Raw genomic sequence first — 15,832 nt, forward strand, 5'->3', positions numbered from 1 at the left:
GTGTCAGTGGAACTTTGGCAGCAGTGCGTGGAGCTTCTGCGCGATGAACTGCCTGCCCAGCAATTCAACACCTGGATCCGTCCGCTACAGGTCGAAGCCGAAGGCGACGAGTTGCGCGTCTACGCGCCCAACCGCTTCGTGCTCGATTGGGTCAATGAAAAGTACCTGGGTCGTCTGCTCGAGCTGTTGGGGGAACACGGCAACGGCATTGCGCCGGCGCTTTCCTTATTAATAGGTAGCCGTCGTAGTTCTGCTGCGCGGGCTGCCCCGAATGCGCCGGTGAGCGCTGCCGTCGCCGCGACCTTGGCGCAGCAGGCTCAGGTTCAGCCTGCCGCACCGATCGTGCTGCCGAGCGAGCCGGTCATGGCGCCGGTGGCCGAGCCGCTTACCAGCGATATCGAAGAGTCCGCTTCGCGCAACAGCTTCGACAGCATGGCTGAGCCCAGCGCGGCGCCCGCAGCAACGGGCCGCACCGAACAACGTACGGTGCAGGTCGAAGGCGCGCTCAAGCACACCAGCTACCTGAACCGCACCTTCACCTTCGAGACCTTCGTGGAAGGTAAGTCGAACCAGTTGGCCCGTGCGGCTGCCTGGCAGGTCGCGGACAACCCCAAGCATGGCTACAACCCACTGTTCCTGTATGGCGGTGTCGGCCTGGGTAAAACGCACTTGATGCATGCTGTGGGTAACCACCTGCTGAAGAAGAACCCGAATGCCAAGGTCGTCTACCTGCATTCCGAGCGCTTCGTCGCCGACATGGTCAAAGCCCTGCAGCTGAACGCGATCAACGAATTCAAACGTTTCTATCGCTCGGTCGATGCGCTGCTGATCGACGACATCCAGTTCTTCGCCCGCAAGGAGCGTTCGCAGGAAGAGTTTTTCCACACCTTCAACGCCCTGCTCGAGGGCGGTCAGCAGGTGATTCTCACCAGTGACCGCTACCCGAAGGAGATCGAAGGCCTGGAAGAGCGCCTGAAGTCGCGCTTCGGTTGGGGCCTGACGGTGGCTGTCGAGCCGCCGGAGCTGGAAACCCGCGTGGCGATCCTGATGAAGAAGGCCGACCAGGCCAAGGTCGAGCTGCCGCACGATGCCGCGTTCTTCATCGCCCAGCGCATCCGTTCCAACGTACGTGAACTCGAAGGTGCCTTGAAGCGGGTGATCGCTCACTCGCACTTCATGGGCCGCGATATCACCATCGAGCTGATTCGTGAATCGCTCAAGGATCTGCTGGCGCTTCAGGACAAACTGGTGAGTGTGGATAACATCCAGCGCACCGTGGCCGAGTACTACAAGATCAAGATCTCCGATCTGCTGTCCAAGCGCCGTTCTCGCTCTGTAGCGCGCCCACGCCAGGTGGCCATGGCCCTGTCGAAGGAGCTGACCAACCACAGCTTGCCGGAGATCGGCGACATGTTTGGCGGCCGCGACCATACCACCGTGCTGCACGCCTGCCGCAAGATCAACGAATTGAAGGAATCCGACGCGGACATCCGCGAGGACTACAAGAACCTGCTGCGTACACTGACGACCTGATGACCGTCTGCGTAGCTAATTGAAGGCAAGGGACTAGACCATGCATTTCACCATTCAACGCGAAGCCCTGTTGAAACCCCTGCAACTGGTCGCAGGCGTCGTCGAGCGCCGCCAGACCTTGCCGGTCCTGTCCAACGTCCTGCTGGTCGTACAGGGCCAGCAGCTGTCGTTGACCGGTACCGACCTGGAAGTCGAACTGGTTGGCCGCGTTCAACTGGAAGAGCCTGCCGAGCCGGGCGAGATCACTGTCCCGGCGCGCAAGCTGATGGACATCTGCAAGAGCCTGCCCAGCGATGTGCTGATCGACATCAAGGTCGACGAGCAGAAGCTGCTGGTCAAGGCCGGCCGCAGCCGCTTCACCCTGTCCACCCTGCCCGCCAACGACTTCCCGACCGTGGAAGAAGGTCCGGGCTCGCTGACTTGCAACCTGGAACAGAGCAAGCTGCGCCGCCTCATCGAGCGCACCAGCTTCGCCATGGCCCAGCAAGATGTGCGCTACTACCTCAACGGCATGCTGCTGGAAGTGTCGACCGACACCCTGCGCGCAGTAGCCACCGATGGCCACCGCCTGGCCCTGTGCGCCATGCAGGCGCCGATCGGCCAGGCCGAGCGTCACCAGGTCATCGTGCCTCGCAAAGGTATCCTTGAGCTGGCGCGCCTGCTCACCGACCCGGAAGGCATGGTCAGCATCGTCCTTGGCCAGCACCATATTCGCGCGACCACCGGTGAGTTCACCTTCACCTCCAAGCTGGTCGACGGCAAGTTCCCGGACTACGAGCGCGTGTTGCCGAAAGGCGGCGACAAGCTTGTGGTTGGCGATCGTCAGGCTCTGCGTGAGGCGTTCAGCCGTACCGCGATCCTGTCGAACGAAAAGTACCGTGGTATTCGCCTGCAACTCGCGGCTGGGCAGCTGAAGATCCAGGCCAACAACCCTGAGCAGGAAGAAGCGGAAGAAGAGATCAGCGTCGACTACAACGGCAGCTCGTTGGAGATCGGTTTCAACGTCAGCTACCTGCTGGACGTGCTGGGTGTCATGACCACTGAACAGGTGCGCCTGATTTTGTCGGACTCCAACAGCAGCGCCCTGGTACAGGAAGCCGGCAATGATGACTCGTCCTACGTTGTCATGCCGATGCGTCTGTAACTCGTAGCAGGCGAAATGTCCCTTCTACGCCTTTCGGTCACCGCGGTGCGCAACCTGCACCCGGTGACCCTCTCACCCTCCCCCCGCATCAACATCCTGTACGGCGACAATGGCAGCGGCAAAACCAGCGTGCTCGAAGCCGTGCATTTGCTTGGGCTGGCGCGCTCGTTCCGTAGCACGCGGCTGAACCCGGTCATTCAATACGAACAGCCCACCTGTACGGTCTTTGGCCAGGTAGAACTGGCTGAAGGTGGCACAAGTAACCTGGGTGTTTCTCGCGAACGCCAAGGTGATTTCACCATCCGTATTGACGGGCAGAACGCACGTAGTGCTGCGCAGCTCGCCGAAATGCTGCCCTTGCAATTGATCAACCCTGACAGTTTCAGGTTGCTCGAAGGTGCTCCCAAGGTACGCCGGCAGTTCCTCGACTGGGGCGTGTTCCACGTGGAACCACGCTTCATGGCCACCTGGCAACGTCTTCAGAAGGCCCTGCGGCAGCGGAACTCATGGCTGCGGCATGGTACACTTGACGCCGTTTCGCAAGCCGCCTGGGATCGGGAGTTGTGTCTCGCCAGTGCGGAGATAGATGAATACCGTCGCAACTATATCAAGGCCTTGAAGCCCGTCTTCGAGCGAACCCTGAGCGAACTGGTCGAGCTGGAAGGGTTGACCCTGAGCTACTACCGAGGCTGGGACAAGGACCGGGAACTCAACGAAGTCCTCGCTACCTCTCTCCTTCGTGATCAGCAGATGGGCCATACCCAGGCTGGGCCACAGCGTGCTGATCTGCGCCTTCGATTGGGGGCAAACAACGCTGCCGACATCCTTTCGCGCGGGCAGCAGAAGCTGGTTGTCTGCGCCCTGCGAATTGCTCAGGGCCATCTGGTTAGCCAGGTTCGTCGCGGTCAGTGTATTTATCTGGTGGATGACTTGCCGTCCGAACTGGACGAGCAGCACCGCCGCGCCCTGTGCCGCTTGCTTGAAGAATTGAACTGCCAGGTGTTCATCACCTGTGTAGACCACGAATTTCTGAGGGAAGGCTGGCAAACGGAAACGCCAGTCGCTTTGTTCCACGTGGAACAGGGCCGTATCACCCAGACCCACGACCATCGGGAGTGAAGGCATGAGCGAAAATCAAACGTACGACTCCTCCAGCATTAAAGTGCTGAAAGGGCTGGATGCCGTACGCAAGCGTCCCGGCATGTACATTGGCGACACCGATGACGGCAGCGGCCTGCACCACATGGTATTCGAGGTGGTCGACAACTCCATCGACGAGGCCCTGGCCGGGCACTGCGATGACATCACCGTCATCATTCACACCGACGAATCCATCAGTGTCCGCGACAACGGCCGCGGTATCCCGGTCGATGTGCACAAAGAAGAAGGCGTGTCGGCAGCCGAAGTCATCATGACTGTGCTGCACGCCGGCGGTAAGTTCGATGACAACTCCTACAAGGTTTCCGGCGGTCTGCACGGTGTAGGTGTTTCCGTGGTGAACGCGCTGTCCGAGAAGCTGGTGCTCACCGTTCGCCGCAGCGGCAAGATCTGGGAGCAGACTTACGTTCATGGTGTGCCACAGGCACCGATGGCCGTGGTTGGTGAAAGCGAAACCACCGGTACCCACATCCACTTCAAGCCTTCGGCTGAAACCTTCAAGAACATCCACTTCAGCTGGGACATCCTCGCCAAGCGTATCCGCGAACTGTCCTTCCTGAACTCCGGCGTTGGCATCCTGCTCAAGGATGAACGCAGCGGCAAGGAAGAGTTCTTCAAATACGAAGGCGGCCTGCGCGCATTCGTCGAGTACCTGAACACCAACAAGACCCCGGTCAACTCCCAGGTCTTCCACTTCAACGTCCAGCGTGACGATGGTGTCGGTGTCGAAGTTGCCCTGCAGTGGAACGACAGCTTCAACGAAAACCTGCTGTGCTTCACCAACAACATCCCGCAGCGCGATGGTGGTACCCACCTGGTCGGCTTCCGTTCCTCGCTCACCCGTAGCCTCAACAGCTACATCGAGCAGGAAGGCCTGGCCAAGAAGAACAAGGTCGCCACCACCGGTGACGACGCCCGCGAAGGCCTGACCGCGATCATTTCGGTCAAGGTGCCGGACCCCAAGTTCAGCTCTCAGACCAAGGACAAGCTGGTTTCCTCGGAGGTGAAAACCGCCGTGGAACAGGAGATGAACAAGTACTTCGCTGACTTCCTGTTGGAAAACCCCAACGAAGCCAAGGCCGTTGTCGGCAAGATGATCGACGCTGCCCGTGCCCGTGAAGCCGCGCGCAAGGCCCGTGAGATGACCCGCCGCAAAGGCGCGCTGGACATCGCCGGCCTGCCGGGCAAACTGGCCGACTGCCAGGAGAAGGACCCTGCCCTCTCCGAACTGTACCTGGTGGAGGGTGACTCCGCAGGTGGTTCGGCCAAGCAAGGCCGCAACCGTCGCACCCAGGCGATCCTGCCGCTCAAGGGCAAGATCCTCAACGTCGAAAAAGCTCGCTTCGACAAGATGATCTCGTCGCAAGAGGTCGGTACCTTGATCACCGCCCTGGGTTGTGGCATCGGCCGCGAAGAGTACAACATCGACAAGTTGCGCTATCACAACATCATCATCATGACCGATGCTGACGTCGACGGTTCGCACATCCGTACCCTGCTGCTGACCTTCTTCTTCCGTCAGCTGCCAGAGCTGGTGGAGCGTGGCTACATCTATATCGCCCAGCCGCCGCTGTACAAGGTGAAGAAAGGTAAGCAGGAGCAGTACATCAAGGACGACGAGGCCATGGAAGAGTACATGACCCAGTCGGCCCTGGAAGATGCCAGCCTGCATCTGGACGAGTCGGCACCTGCCGTTTCGGGCGTACAGCTCGAATCGCTGGTGAACGATTTCCGCGCCGTGATGAAGACACTCAAGCGCCTGTCGCGCCTGTACCCGGAAGAGCTGACCGAGCACTTCATCTACCTGCCAAAAGTCACCCTCGAGCAACTGGCTGACAAGGCACAGATGGACGAGTGGCTGAAAGCTTTCCAGCTGCGCCTGGATAACAGCCAGCGCTCCGGCTTGGCGTACAAGGCTGCCTTGCACGAAGACAAGGAACGCAATATCTGGCTGCCCGTGGTGGAAACCACCTCTCACGGCCTAGCCAGCTACGTGACCTTCAACCGTGATTTCTTCGGCAGCAATGACTACCGCAGCGTCGTCACCCTCGGTGAAAACCTCAGCACCCTGTTGGGTGAGGGTGCCTACGTCAAGCGTGGCGAGCGTCGCAAGTCGGTCACCGAGTTCAAGGAAGCGCTCGACTGGCTGATGAACGAAAGCACCAAGCGCCACACTATCCAGCGATACAAAGGGCTGGGTGAGATGAACCCTGACCAGCTGTGGGAAACCACCATGGACCCAACCGTGCGCCGCATGCTCAAGGTGACCATTGAAGATGCGATCGCCGCTGACCAGCTGTTCAACACCTTGATGGGTGATGCGGTCGAACCGCGTCGTGAGTTCATTGAGAATAACGCGCTGTCGGTGTCCAACCTGGACTTCTGATCCAGCTGACTGCGCGATATCTGCAAAGGCCAACCCATATTGGGTTGGCCTTTTTCGTTCCATGTGGAACAAGATCCTACGGCCCTGATCCCTCTCAGCTTCCTTGCTGAGTGCTTCTGCCTACAGCTTGCTCTCGCAACTTCATACATTCTGCACAAGAGTCAGGGCGTTAGCCCGGACGCAGATTTTAGTGAAAGAGAGCTAAGCAAAAAATGGATAGCACCTGTATATACCCACTGACCGACAGTGAACGCAATCAACTGGCCACCGGTCTGGGCAAGGTCAATTATGATCCCCAAGGCGGGCAGAGCTACATCACCGGTCTGCGCATCATGGCTGCTTCAAACCTGCCACGCAGGGTGATTGATGTGCTGGCCAACCAACGGGCTTCGCTGCGTCCGAAACCCTATCTGATATTCGAAAACCTGCCGACCGACGAGGCGGTTTTCACTACCCCAGATCCCGGAGTATTCACTCCCGCGGCCAAGAGCGGCACGCTGAGTGAAAATCTGATCATGGCCTTTGCTTCTCTGATTGGTGAGCCCTATTCGATTCAGTTTGAAGGGGCTGATATCGTCAATAATCTTATCCCCAGCCCTTCGGCCAAGCGCGAGTACACAGGCTTGGGCTCCGAGGTCGAGCTCAGTTTTCATATCGAGAACGCAGCGCTTAAGTACATGGACAACGCCAGTTTTTCTCCGCTTGGGTTGCTGTTGACCGGTGTTCGCCACGACCCGGCTGGGCCGCTGACTCGTCTTGCCGATGCACGTGATGCGCTCGGCATGCTCGAAGAGTCCGAGGTGGAGTGTTTGCGACAGCCCTTGTATCGAATCAAGGTACCCCATCGTTGGCGAAGCCAGGGCGCGTTCGCTACCGAGCCAGTTGCGATGCTAAGCGGCGAGCTGGACTTCCCCGAGATCAGCGCGGTGTTTTACCCGGACATGGTCGAGGCTTTAAGCAAACCGGCAGCGGATGCGATGGCGCGTTTCTGTGATGCGATCAGGCAGGTATCGGTGGGGCTGGACATCAAGCCAGGTCGGCTACTGTACATCGACAATCGTTTCACGCTGCACGCGCGCGATAGTTTCGAACCCTCCTTGGATGCGTTTTCCAACCCGTTGCGTTGGGTACAGCGGGTCTTCGTCAGCAAAAGTCTCTGGAGTCACCGCCGGCTGGAAATGGTCAAGTCTCGAGTATTCATGCCACGAGCCCAAGCACTATGATCAACAGCCTCTTCGCGATATTGCCAATCTTCCTGCTCATCGTGGTCGGCTATGCCAGCAAACGCTGGGTCCTGAATGACGATGGCTGGTGGAAGTATGTGGACAAGTTGGTCTACTACCTGTTCTTCCCTGCCTTATTGATACTGGATGTCAGCAGGGCAGATTTTTCCGGTGGTGAAACCTCAGCGGCCATTGCCGCCACTATGATGGCGACGCTGGCTGTTGGCGCGCTGATCTTCATCGGGCGGGTTTTCGTCAAAACCAGGAATGATCTGTTCACCTCGATCTTCCAAGGAGGGGTTCGCTACAACTCATACGTGTTCATCGCCCTGGCTCATTCCCTTTATGGGGTGGAAGGCGTTGCACTCTCAGGCGTGTTTGTCGCTTACCTGATTGTGTTGACCAATGTCATGAGTGTGCTGGTAATGAATCACTTCGGTGATACCGGCAGGAAATCACTGGCCGGCATGTTTGGCGCTTTGGTGAAGAATCCGCTGATCATTGCAGCAATACTCGGATTGGTAATGAACAACCTGGGTGTAGGTTTCGGCGGCGCTATCGAGCAGTTCATGACCTACCTCGCCGGTGCCGCGACGCCGTTGAGCCTCATGTCGGTGGGCGCGGGGTTGATGTTTAACCTGCAGGCTAATCGTGTGCTAGCCACTCTTTACGTGGTTGGCCTCAAGTTGATGCTGATGCCAATGATCACCTTCGGGTTATTGCTGGCACTGGGCGCTTCGGGTGTGGCTGCCAATGTGGCACTGCTCTATGCCTGTGTTCCCTGTGCCGGGAACGCTTACATCTTGGCCAGGCAGATGGGCGGAGACGCACCGGCAATGGCATCCATGATCACCTGGACCACGCTGGTTTCCACACTGAGCATCACTCTGATCGTAAGCACGCTGACGCTTTAGTTCGGCTTCACCGGCCAAGCGTCTTTACCTTATATAGGGGCTGCACTCGCTCGGGCCAAACTGCCGAGCGAGTTTGCCAAGGCGGTCCAACGGATACGGTATCTGCGCAGGCGCAGCCTGATGAGTGTTCCACGTGGAACGCTTCAAAGTCCCAAGGCTTTGAGACGCCGATAAAGCGTACGTTCGCTCATGCCCAGATGCGCTGCGAGTTCGCTTCTAGACCCCCTGAAAGTTTCCAGCGCATGGGCCAACTGCGGCATTTCATGTTTCCCGCGACCACGCAAAGCCTTGTGATCAACCACCGGATGGAGGCCCTCGGGAAGATGCTCGGGGCGTATCAGACCGTCATCGGCGAACAGGCGAGCCCGCTCCAGGATATTTCGCAGCTCGCGAATATTGCCGGGGAAGCTATGCAGGCTGAGTCGTTCAAGCGCCTGAGCAGTGACCTTCGGGGACTGCTTGCCCGCCATCCTTTGCAACAGGCTTTCACAGAGCAAAGGCAAATCTTCAGCCCGCTCGCGCAAGGCCGGTAACCGTATCGGGAAACCGCTGATGCGGTAATACAGGTCTTCCCGGAACGTGCCATTAGCAGCCATGTCCTTGAGTGGCTTGTGGGTTGCCGAGACCAAACGAAAATCCGAATGCACCGTGCGCGTGCTGCCGACCGGGCGGAAACTGCCGGACTCGATCAAGCGCAGCAGTTTCACCTGCATGGCCAGCGGCACTTCGCCGATTTCGTCAAGGAACAGGGTGCCGCCATGGGCCGCTTCAGCCAGGCCGATCTTGCGTTGAGTAGCGCCTGTGAAGGCGCCCTTCTCATAGCCGAACAATTCGCTCTCGAACAAAGACTCGGTCAAACCCGTACAGTCCACCACTACCAACGGCCCGTTGGCTCGGGGGCTTCCCAGGTGCAACGCGCGGGCGAACAGCTCCTTGCCCGTACCAGACTCACCTTGCAGCAATACCGGGATTTGCGCCGGCGCCGCCCGTTGCAAGCTGGCGACCGCCGCCTTGAAGGCCGTTGCGCGACCCACCAGGCCCTGCTCCTGCGGTTGTGCCGACGCCAGGGTGACGCTGGTGAGGCGCTCGACGAAGGCCACCACCCTGCCCTGATCGTCGAGGATCGGCCTCAGCTCCACATCCACATGTTCCGGTCCGCGAGGCGTGTGGTGGATGTGCAGCACGCGCTCGGGGACTTTGCTGTCCAGCGATTTGCGCAGCGGGCAGTGCTCACCGGCCTGGTCGCAGGGCACTGCGTAGTGGTGCGAGACCCGGTGGCATTTCTCGCCCACAGGCGCATGATCGTTGCTGCCGAACTGACGTCGGTAAGCAGCATTGGCGGCAAGGATGTTGTAGTCGGTGTCCAGGATGATGCTTGGCAGCACATCGTGTTCGAGGTAGGACACCAGCGCGAGAATCGCGGGATGGGAAGCGGCAAGCATGACAGCACCAGATAAAAGACCCGCCGAGCGTAGCAAGGACTGCCAATCACTGCCATCGGCTGACAGTCGACTGCCAGCAACTGTCACCTTTGGCGGTTGGGTACGGCGCTGTCGCGCAGCCTGTGCCGGCGCAAGGCCGCAGTTACGGGGCAGCGCGCCCATCAGAAAGGCATGGCATGCATCTTGATAAAGCACCGTTCACTGCCTAAGCCTTCAAGGAGGCACGGTGGATAACTGGAGAGCGCAATGATCATCGGCAACAACCTTCATGTTGAAGCATTCTTCGACAAGACCACCTCGACCATCAGTTACCTGGTGATGGACGGCGAGACTCGCCAATGTGCGTTGATCGACAGCGTGCTCGACTACGACCCCAAGTCCGGACGTACCTGCACGGCTTCTGCGGACCAGCTGATTGCCCGGGTGAATGAGTTGGGCGCCAAGGTTCAGTGGATCCTGGAAACCCACGTGCATGCCGACCACTTGTCTGCGGCGGCCTACCTCAAGGAGAAACTTGGCGGCCACACCGGCATCGGTGCGCAGATCACCCAGGTGCAGAAAGTGTTCGGCACCCTGTTCAACGCCGAGCCCGGGTTCGCTCGCGACGGCAGCCAGTTCGATGTGCTGTTCGTCGATGAGGAAGGTTTTCGCATCGGCAACCTGCATGCCCGCGCCCTGCACACCCCCGGGCATACGCCGGCCTGCATGAGCTACATGGTGCAGGACGCCGGCGAGACCGCCGTGTTTGTTGGCGACACCCTGTTCACGCCCGACTACGGCACTGCCCGTTGCGACTTCCCCGGCGCCAGCGCGACAACCTTGTACCAGTCGATCCGTCGGCTGCTGGCCTTCCCTGACCAGACGCAGTTGTTCATGTGCCACGACTACCTGCCGGGCGGCCGTGAGCTGCGCTACGTCACCACGGTGGCCGAGCAACGTGCCGACAACATTCATATTCATGAAGGCGTCAGCCAGGACAGCTTCGTGGCGATGCGTGAGGCCCGTGACAAGACCCTCGACATGCCTGTGCTGATCCTGCCATCGGTACAGATCAACATGCGCAGCGGCCAGTATCCCGAGCCCGAGGATAACGGCGTGAGCTACCTGAAGATCCCGCTGAACAAGCTGTAAAGCGCATCACCTACATAACGAGATTCCAAGGAACACCGCCATGCCTGCCTTGCTGTCCCCTGCCGATTCATCCCCTGCCGACCACCACAAAGTGGTGATAGTCGGTGCCGGTGCCGCCGGTATCGCCACCGCCTCGAGCTTGATCGCCCGCGACCCGTCACTGGATATCGCCTTGATCGACCCCGCCGATGTGCACTACTACCAGCCTGGCTGGACCATGGTCGGCGCCGGTGTGTTCAAGGCACCGAGCACCGCCCACACCATGGCCGCCACCCTGCCCCGCGGCGTGCGCTGGATCAAGGCGCGGGTCGAAGGTTTCGACCCGCATGGGCAACTGGTCATGCTCGAAGGTGGTCGAGCCGTAAGTTACGAACAGCTGGTGGTGTGCCCGGGCCTCAAGCTCGACTGGAGCGCCATCGAAGGCTTGAGCGAGACACTCGGGCGCAACGGTGTCACGTCCAACTACCGCTACGACCTGGCGCCCTACACCTGGGAGCTGGTGCAGACGCTCAAGCAAGGCCGTGCCCTGTTCACCCAGCCGCCGATGCCGATCAAATGCGCGGGGGCGCCGCAGAAGGCCCTGTACCTGTCGTGCGATCACTGGTTGCGCAATGGCCGGCTCGGCAATGTCAGGGCCAGCTTCTTCAACGCGGGCGCCGTGCTGTTCGGTGTGCCGGACTACGTGCCGGCCTTGATGAGCTACATCGACAAGTACGGCGTCGACCTCAACTATCAGCATCGCCTGACGGCGGTAGATGGCCCGAACAAGCGCGCCACGTTCGTGCGCACACTGCCGGATGGCAGCAGCGAAACCCGCGTCGAGGCCTTCGACATGCTGCACGTGGTGCCGCCGCAAGTGGCACCGGACTTCATCCGCCAGAGCCCGCTGGCCGATGCCGCTGGCTGGGTGGATGTCGACCCGCACACCCTGCGCCACCGCCAGTTCGGCAATATCCACGCCTTGGGCGACGTGGCCAACACCAGCAACGCCAAGACCGCCGCCGCTGCCCGCAAGCAGGCACCGGTGGTGGCCAACAACGTGCTGGTGGCCCTTGGGCGCCTGCCGACCTTGGCGCAATACGACGGCTATGGTTCCTGCCCGCTGACGGTGGAGCGCGGCAAGATCGTCCTTGCCGAGTTCACCTATGGCGGCAAGGTGGCACCGAGCTTCCCGCGCTGGTTGCTCGACGGGCGCAAGCCGACCCGCCTGGCCTGGCTGTTGAAAGCGCAGATCCTGCCGCCGCTGTACTGGAAGGCCATGCTCAAGGGCCGTGAATGGATGGCGCGGCCACAGCCGCTGGTGATCGAGGCGCAGCAGTGATCGAACAGCAGCTGCTGGGCGCCGGGCTCGGCGCAATCATTGGCGCGGTGCTGGCGCTGACCGGCGCCGGTGGCGGCATCCTCGCGGTGCCGCTGCTGGTGTTCGGCTTGGGCCTGAGCATGGTCGAGGCGGCGCCGATCGGCCTGCTCGCCGTTGGCCTGGCGGCGGCGGTGGGCGCCCTGCTCGGCTTGCGCGAAGGGCTGGTACGTTATCGCGCCGCACTGTTCATCGCCCTGATCGGCATCGTCGCCTCGCCCTTTGGCCTGATGCTCGCGCATCAATTGCCCAATACACCCTTGGCCCTGGTGTTCGCCGGGGTACTGGTTTACGCCTGCCTGCGCATCTGGCGCAAGGCGGCCAGGCAACTGCGCGGCGAAGCCAATGACGCCCATCGTTTCATCGAGCCCTGCGTGCTCAACCCCTTGCAAGGCCGCTTGCGCTGGACCCTGCCCTGCGCCAGGGCCCTGGCCTTTACTGGGCTGATGTCGGGGTTGCTGTCCGGCCTGCTGGGCGTGGGCGGTGGTTTCGTGATCATCCCGGCATTGAACCGCTACACCAACCTGCGCATGACCAGCATCGTCGCCACCTCGTTGGCCGTGATCGCCCTGGTGTCCACCGGTAGCGTGGTGAGCGCCAGCGTGGCCGGTGTGATGCACTGGCAGGTGGGGGTGCCCTTCGCCATCGGTGCGGTCATCGGCCTGCTGCTGGCGCGGCCGCTCGCCGCCCGCATCGCCGGCCCACGCCTGCAGCAGCTTTTCGCCGTGGCGGGCTGGGCGGCTGCGCTGCTGCTGGCCGGCAAGGCGCTACTCGGCTAGCAGCTCATCCTGCTCGGCGGCGCACAGCGCCAGCAGGTAATCCCACACCACCCGCAGGCGCACCGACTTGTGCAGTTCGCGGCGGGTGCAGATCCAGTAGCTGCGCTGGATGGTTTCGCTGGGCAGCACCCGCACCAGCTTCGGGTCGTGGCGGGCCATGTAGTTGGGCAGCACGGCAATGCCCAGCCCGGCTTGGGCGGCGTGCTGCTGGGCGATCACGCTGGTGCTGCGAAACGCCACGCTGGGTGAGCGGCAGAAACTGTTGAGGAACAGCAGTTCCTGGCTGAACAACAAGTCGTCGACGTAACCGATCCAGCTGTGCCGGGCCAGGTCTTCGCGGTTGCGCAAGGGCGGCGCGCGGTCCAGGTAGGCTTGGCTGGCGTACAGCGCCAGGCGGTAGTCGGTGAGCTTGCGAGTGATCAGCAGGTCGGCGTTGGGGCGCTCCAGGTGGATGCTGATTTCGGCCTCGCGGTTGAGGATGCTGACGAAACGCGGCACCGCCACCAGCTCCACTTCCAGCCCCGGGTAGCGCTCGAACAACGCGTTCATGCGCGGGGTGAAGAACATGATGCCGATGCCTTCGGTGACCCCCAGGCGAATCTTGCCCAGGGGGGTGATGGCCTGGGTGATTTCCTCCTGCGCCAGCAGGGCGACGTTCTCCATGGCCTCGGCGTGCTTGAGCAGTGCCTGGCCGGAGGGGGTGAGGTCGTAGCCTTGGGCGTGCTGGACGAACAGCGCCGTGCCCAGGCTTTTCTCGATGCTCTCGATATGCCGGGCCACGGTGCTGTGGGTGGTGTTGAGGCGCTTGGCGGCGGTCAGCAGCCGGCCGCTGCGCTGCAACTCGAGGAAAAACCGCAGATCGTTCCAGTCGAACATGCTGATCCCTTTGGCTGTTCGTACTGGCCTCTTCGCGGGTAAACCCGCTCCCACAGGTGTTGCGCAGATGCTGACAGCTGCGCTGGATCTGTGGGAGCGGGTTTACCCGCGAAGAGGCCGGCTCAGACAAACCGTTGTGCTAAAACGCACAACGGCTGCGCAAAATCTCGTGTTTCCTCGGCGAAATTAATCAATAAGATGGACCGGGACAAGAATAATAATCAGGCGCGAGGTTGCACATGCCATCAGCCGATTCTGTCTACGACTACGTGGTCGTGGGTGCCGGGCCCGCCGGTTGCCTGCTGGCCAACCGTCTGTCCGCCGACCCTGCCTGCCGTGTCCTGCTGCTGGAAGCCGGTGGTCGCGACAACTATCCCTGGATTCACATCCCCGTCGGTTACCTCTACTGCATCGGCAACCCCCGCACAGACTGGTGCTTCAAGACCGAGGCGCAACCCGGCCTGAACGGCCGCGCCCTGGGTTATCCACGGGGCAAGGTGCTCGGCGGCTGTTCCTCGATCAATGGCATGATTTACATGCGCGGCCAGGCTGCCGACTACGACCGTTGGGCCGAGCAAGGCAACGACGGCTGGGCATGGAAGGACGTGCTGCCGTTGTTCAAGCAAAGCGAAAACCACTTCGCCGGCGCCAGCGACAGCCATGGCGGTGACGGCGAATGGCGGGTTGAACAGCAGCGCTACAGCTGGCCGATCCTCGATGCCTTCCGCGATGCCGCCGAGCAGAGTGGCATCGCCAAGGTCGACGACTTCAACACCGGCGACAACGCCGGCTGTGGATACTTTCAGGTCAATCAGCGCCGCGGTGTGCGTTGGAACTCGGCCAAGGCTTTCCTCAAACCCATCCTCAAACGGCCCAATCTGACCGTATTGACCGGCGTCGAGGTCGATCAGGTGCTGCTCAACAACACCCGGGCCCGGGCGGTGAAAGCGCGTTGGCAAGGCGCGTGGCATGAGTTCGGCGCACGCCGGGAAATCATTCTTTGCGCAGGCTCCGTGGGTTCACCCGGCATCCTGCAGCGCTCAGGCATCGGCCCGCGCAAGCTGCTCGAAGGGCTGGGCATCGGCGTGCGGCACGACATGCCCGGCGTCGGCGGCAACCTGCAGGACCACCTGCAACTGCGGCTGATCTACCAGATCGACAACACCCGTACCCTCAACCAGATGGCCAACAGCCTGTGGGGCAAGCTGGGCATGGGTCTGCGTTACGCCTACGACCGCAGCGGCCCGTTGGCCATGGCGCCGAGCCAGCTGGGGGCATTCGTGCGTTCGGGCCCGGAGCAGGCCAGCGCCAACCTGCAATACCACGTGCAGCCCCTGTCGCTGGAGCGCTTCGGTGAGCCGCTGCATCGCTTCCCGGCCTTCACCGCCTCGGTGTGCAACCTGCGCCCGGTCAGCCGTGGGCGTATCGATATCCGCTCGGCGGACATGCACGCCGCACCCGTGATCGACCCCAACTACCTCAGTGCGCCCGAAGACCGGCAGGTGGCGGCAGATGCCATCCGCATGACCCGGCGCATCGTCCAGGCCCCTGCCCTGGCCGCTTTCGCCCCCCGCGAATACCTGCCCGGCCCTGCCCTGCAGAGTGAAGAAGACCTGCACCAGGCCGCCGGCCAGATCGGCACCACCATCTTCCACCCGGTGGGCACCTGCCGCATGGGCAATGGCGCGCTGGACGTTGTGGATAACCAGCTGCGCGTGCACGGCATTCCCGGCCTGCGCGTGGCCGACGCTTCGATCATGCCGCAGATCGTCTCCGGCAATACCTGTTCACCTACGTTGATGATCGCCGAGAAGGCGGCGCAACTGATCCTCAAGGGGGCCCGTACCCAGACCAACCTCAGCGACTCCAGCGCGATACCGACGCCCTGA

General features: G+C 61.3%; 12 protein-coding genes. 10 read left to right on the plus strand and 2 right to left on the minus strand.

What is annotated here, in order from left to right; genetic code table 11:
- The 6 genes from dnaA (at position 1) to LOY51_RS00030 (ending at position 8,358) form a co-directional block, all read left to right on the plus strand.
- Complete coding sequence (gene dnaA / locus LOY51_RS00005; RefSeq protein WP_125856977.1) at positions 1-1,533, plus strand: chromosomal replication initiator protein DnaA; 1,533 nt, start codon at positions 1-3, stop codon at positions 1,531-1,533.
- A 40-nt stretch (positions 1,534-1,573) separates the two neighbouring features.
- Complete coding sequence (gene dnaN, locus LOY51_RS00010) at positions 1,574-2,677, plus strand: DNA polymerase III subunit beta (protein WP_110994060.1); 1,104 nt, start codon at positions 1,574-1,576, stop codon at positions 2,675-2,677.
- A 15-nt stretch (positions 2,678-2,692) separates the two neighbouring features.
- Positions 2,693-3,796, plus strand: coding sequence for a DNA replication/repair protein RecF (gene recF / locus LOY51_RS00015; RefSeq protein WP_125462020.1), 1,104 nt, complete (start codon positions 2,693-2,695; stop codon positions 3,794-3,796).
- 4 nt (positions 3,797-3,800) lie between these two features.
- On the plus strand, positions 3,801-6,221 hold the full coding sequence (gene gyrB / locus LOY51_RS00020) for a DNA topoisomerase (ATP-hydrolyzing) subunit B (protein WP_125856978.1): 2,421 nt from the start codon (positions 3,801-3,803) through the stop codon (positions 6,219-6,221).
- Between the two features lie 212 nt (positions 6,222-6,433).
- A complete protein-coding gene (locus tag LOY51_RS00025) occupies positions 6,434-7,444 on the plus strand; it encodes a TauD/TfdA family dioxygenase (protein WP_258643815.1) in 1,011 nt (336 codons plus the stop codon).
- Complete coding sequence (locus LOY51_RS00030) at positions 7,441-8,358, plus strand: AEC family transporter (protein ID WP_125856980.1); 918 nt, start codon at positions 7,441-7,443, stop codon at positions 8,356-8,358. The genes LOY51_RS00025 and LOY51_RS00030 overlap by 4 nt, the downstream gene beginning before the upstream one ends.
- Before the next feature lie 143 nt (positions 8,359-8,501).
- On the opposite strand, the gene LOY51_RS00035 is transcribed toward LOY51_RS00030, so the two are convergent.
- Positions 8,502-9,800 carry a sigma-54 interaction domain-containing protein gene (locus LOY51_RS00035; protein WP_125856981.1) on the minus strand — a complete coding sequence of 433 codons (1,299 nt, stop codon included), beginning with the start codon at positions 9,798-9,800 and terminating at the stop codon, positions 8,502-8,504.
- 246 nt (positions 9,801-10,046) lie between these two features.
- Here LOY51_RS00035 and LOY51_RS00040 point away from each other — a divergent pair, with 246 nt between their 5' ends.
- The 3 genes from LOY51_RS00040 to LOY51_RS00050 are packed head-to-tail and all read left to right on the plus strand — an operon-like array spanning position 10,047 to position 13,067.
- Entirely contained in the window at positions 10,047-10,931 is an 885-nt protein-coding gene (locus LOY51_RS00040) for an MBL fold metallo-hydrolase (RefSeq protein ID WP_125462023.1), read from the plus strand.
- A 40-nt stretch (positions 10,932-10,971) separates the two neighbouring features.
- A complete protein-coding gene (locus LOY51_RS00045) occupies positions 10,972-12,252 on the plus strand; it encodes an NAD(P)/FAD-dependent oxidoreductase (protein WP_125856983.1) in 1,281 nt (426 codons plus the stop codon).
- The gene (locus LOY51_RS00050) at positions 12,249-13,067 is read left to right on the plus strand and encodes a sulfite exporter TauE/SafE family protein (RefSeq protein WP_125856984.1); all 819 of its coding nucleotides are present in this window, start codon (positions 12,249-12,251) and stop codon (positions 13,065-13,067) included. The genes LOY51_RS00045 and LOY51_RS00050 overlap by 4 nt, the downstream gene beginning before the upstream one ends.
- Here the strand turns inward: LOY51_RS00050 and LOY51_RS00055 are convergent.
- Positions 13,056-13,943, minus strand: coding sequence for a LysR family transcriptional regulator (locus LOY51_RS00055; protein ID WP_125462026.1), 888 nt, complete (start codon positions 13,941-13,943; stop codon positions 13,056-13,058). The genes LOY51_RS00050 and LOY51_RS00055 overlap by 12 nt on opposite strands.
- Positions 13,944-14,182: 239 nt before the next feature.
- On the opposite strand from LOY51_RS00055, the gene LOY51_RS00060 reads away from it, so the two are divergent.
- Positions 14,183-15,832: a GMC family oxidoreductase gene (locus LOY51_RS00060; protein WP_258643820.1), complete on the plus strand. Its 1,650-nt coding sequence runs from the start codon at positions 14,183-14,185 to the stop codon at positions 15,830-15,832.

Source organism: Pseudomonas sichuanensis, assembly GCF_024749065.1.
In the GTDB taxonomy this organism is placed as follows: Bacteria; Pseudomonadota; Gammaproteobacteria; order Pseudomonadales; family Pseudomonadaceae; genus Aquipseudomonas; species Aquipseudomonas sichuanensis.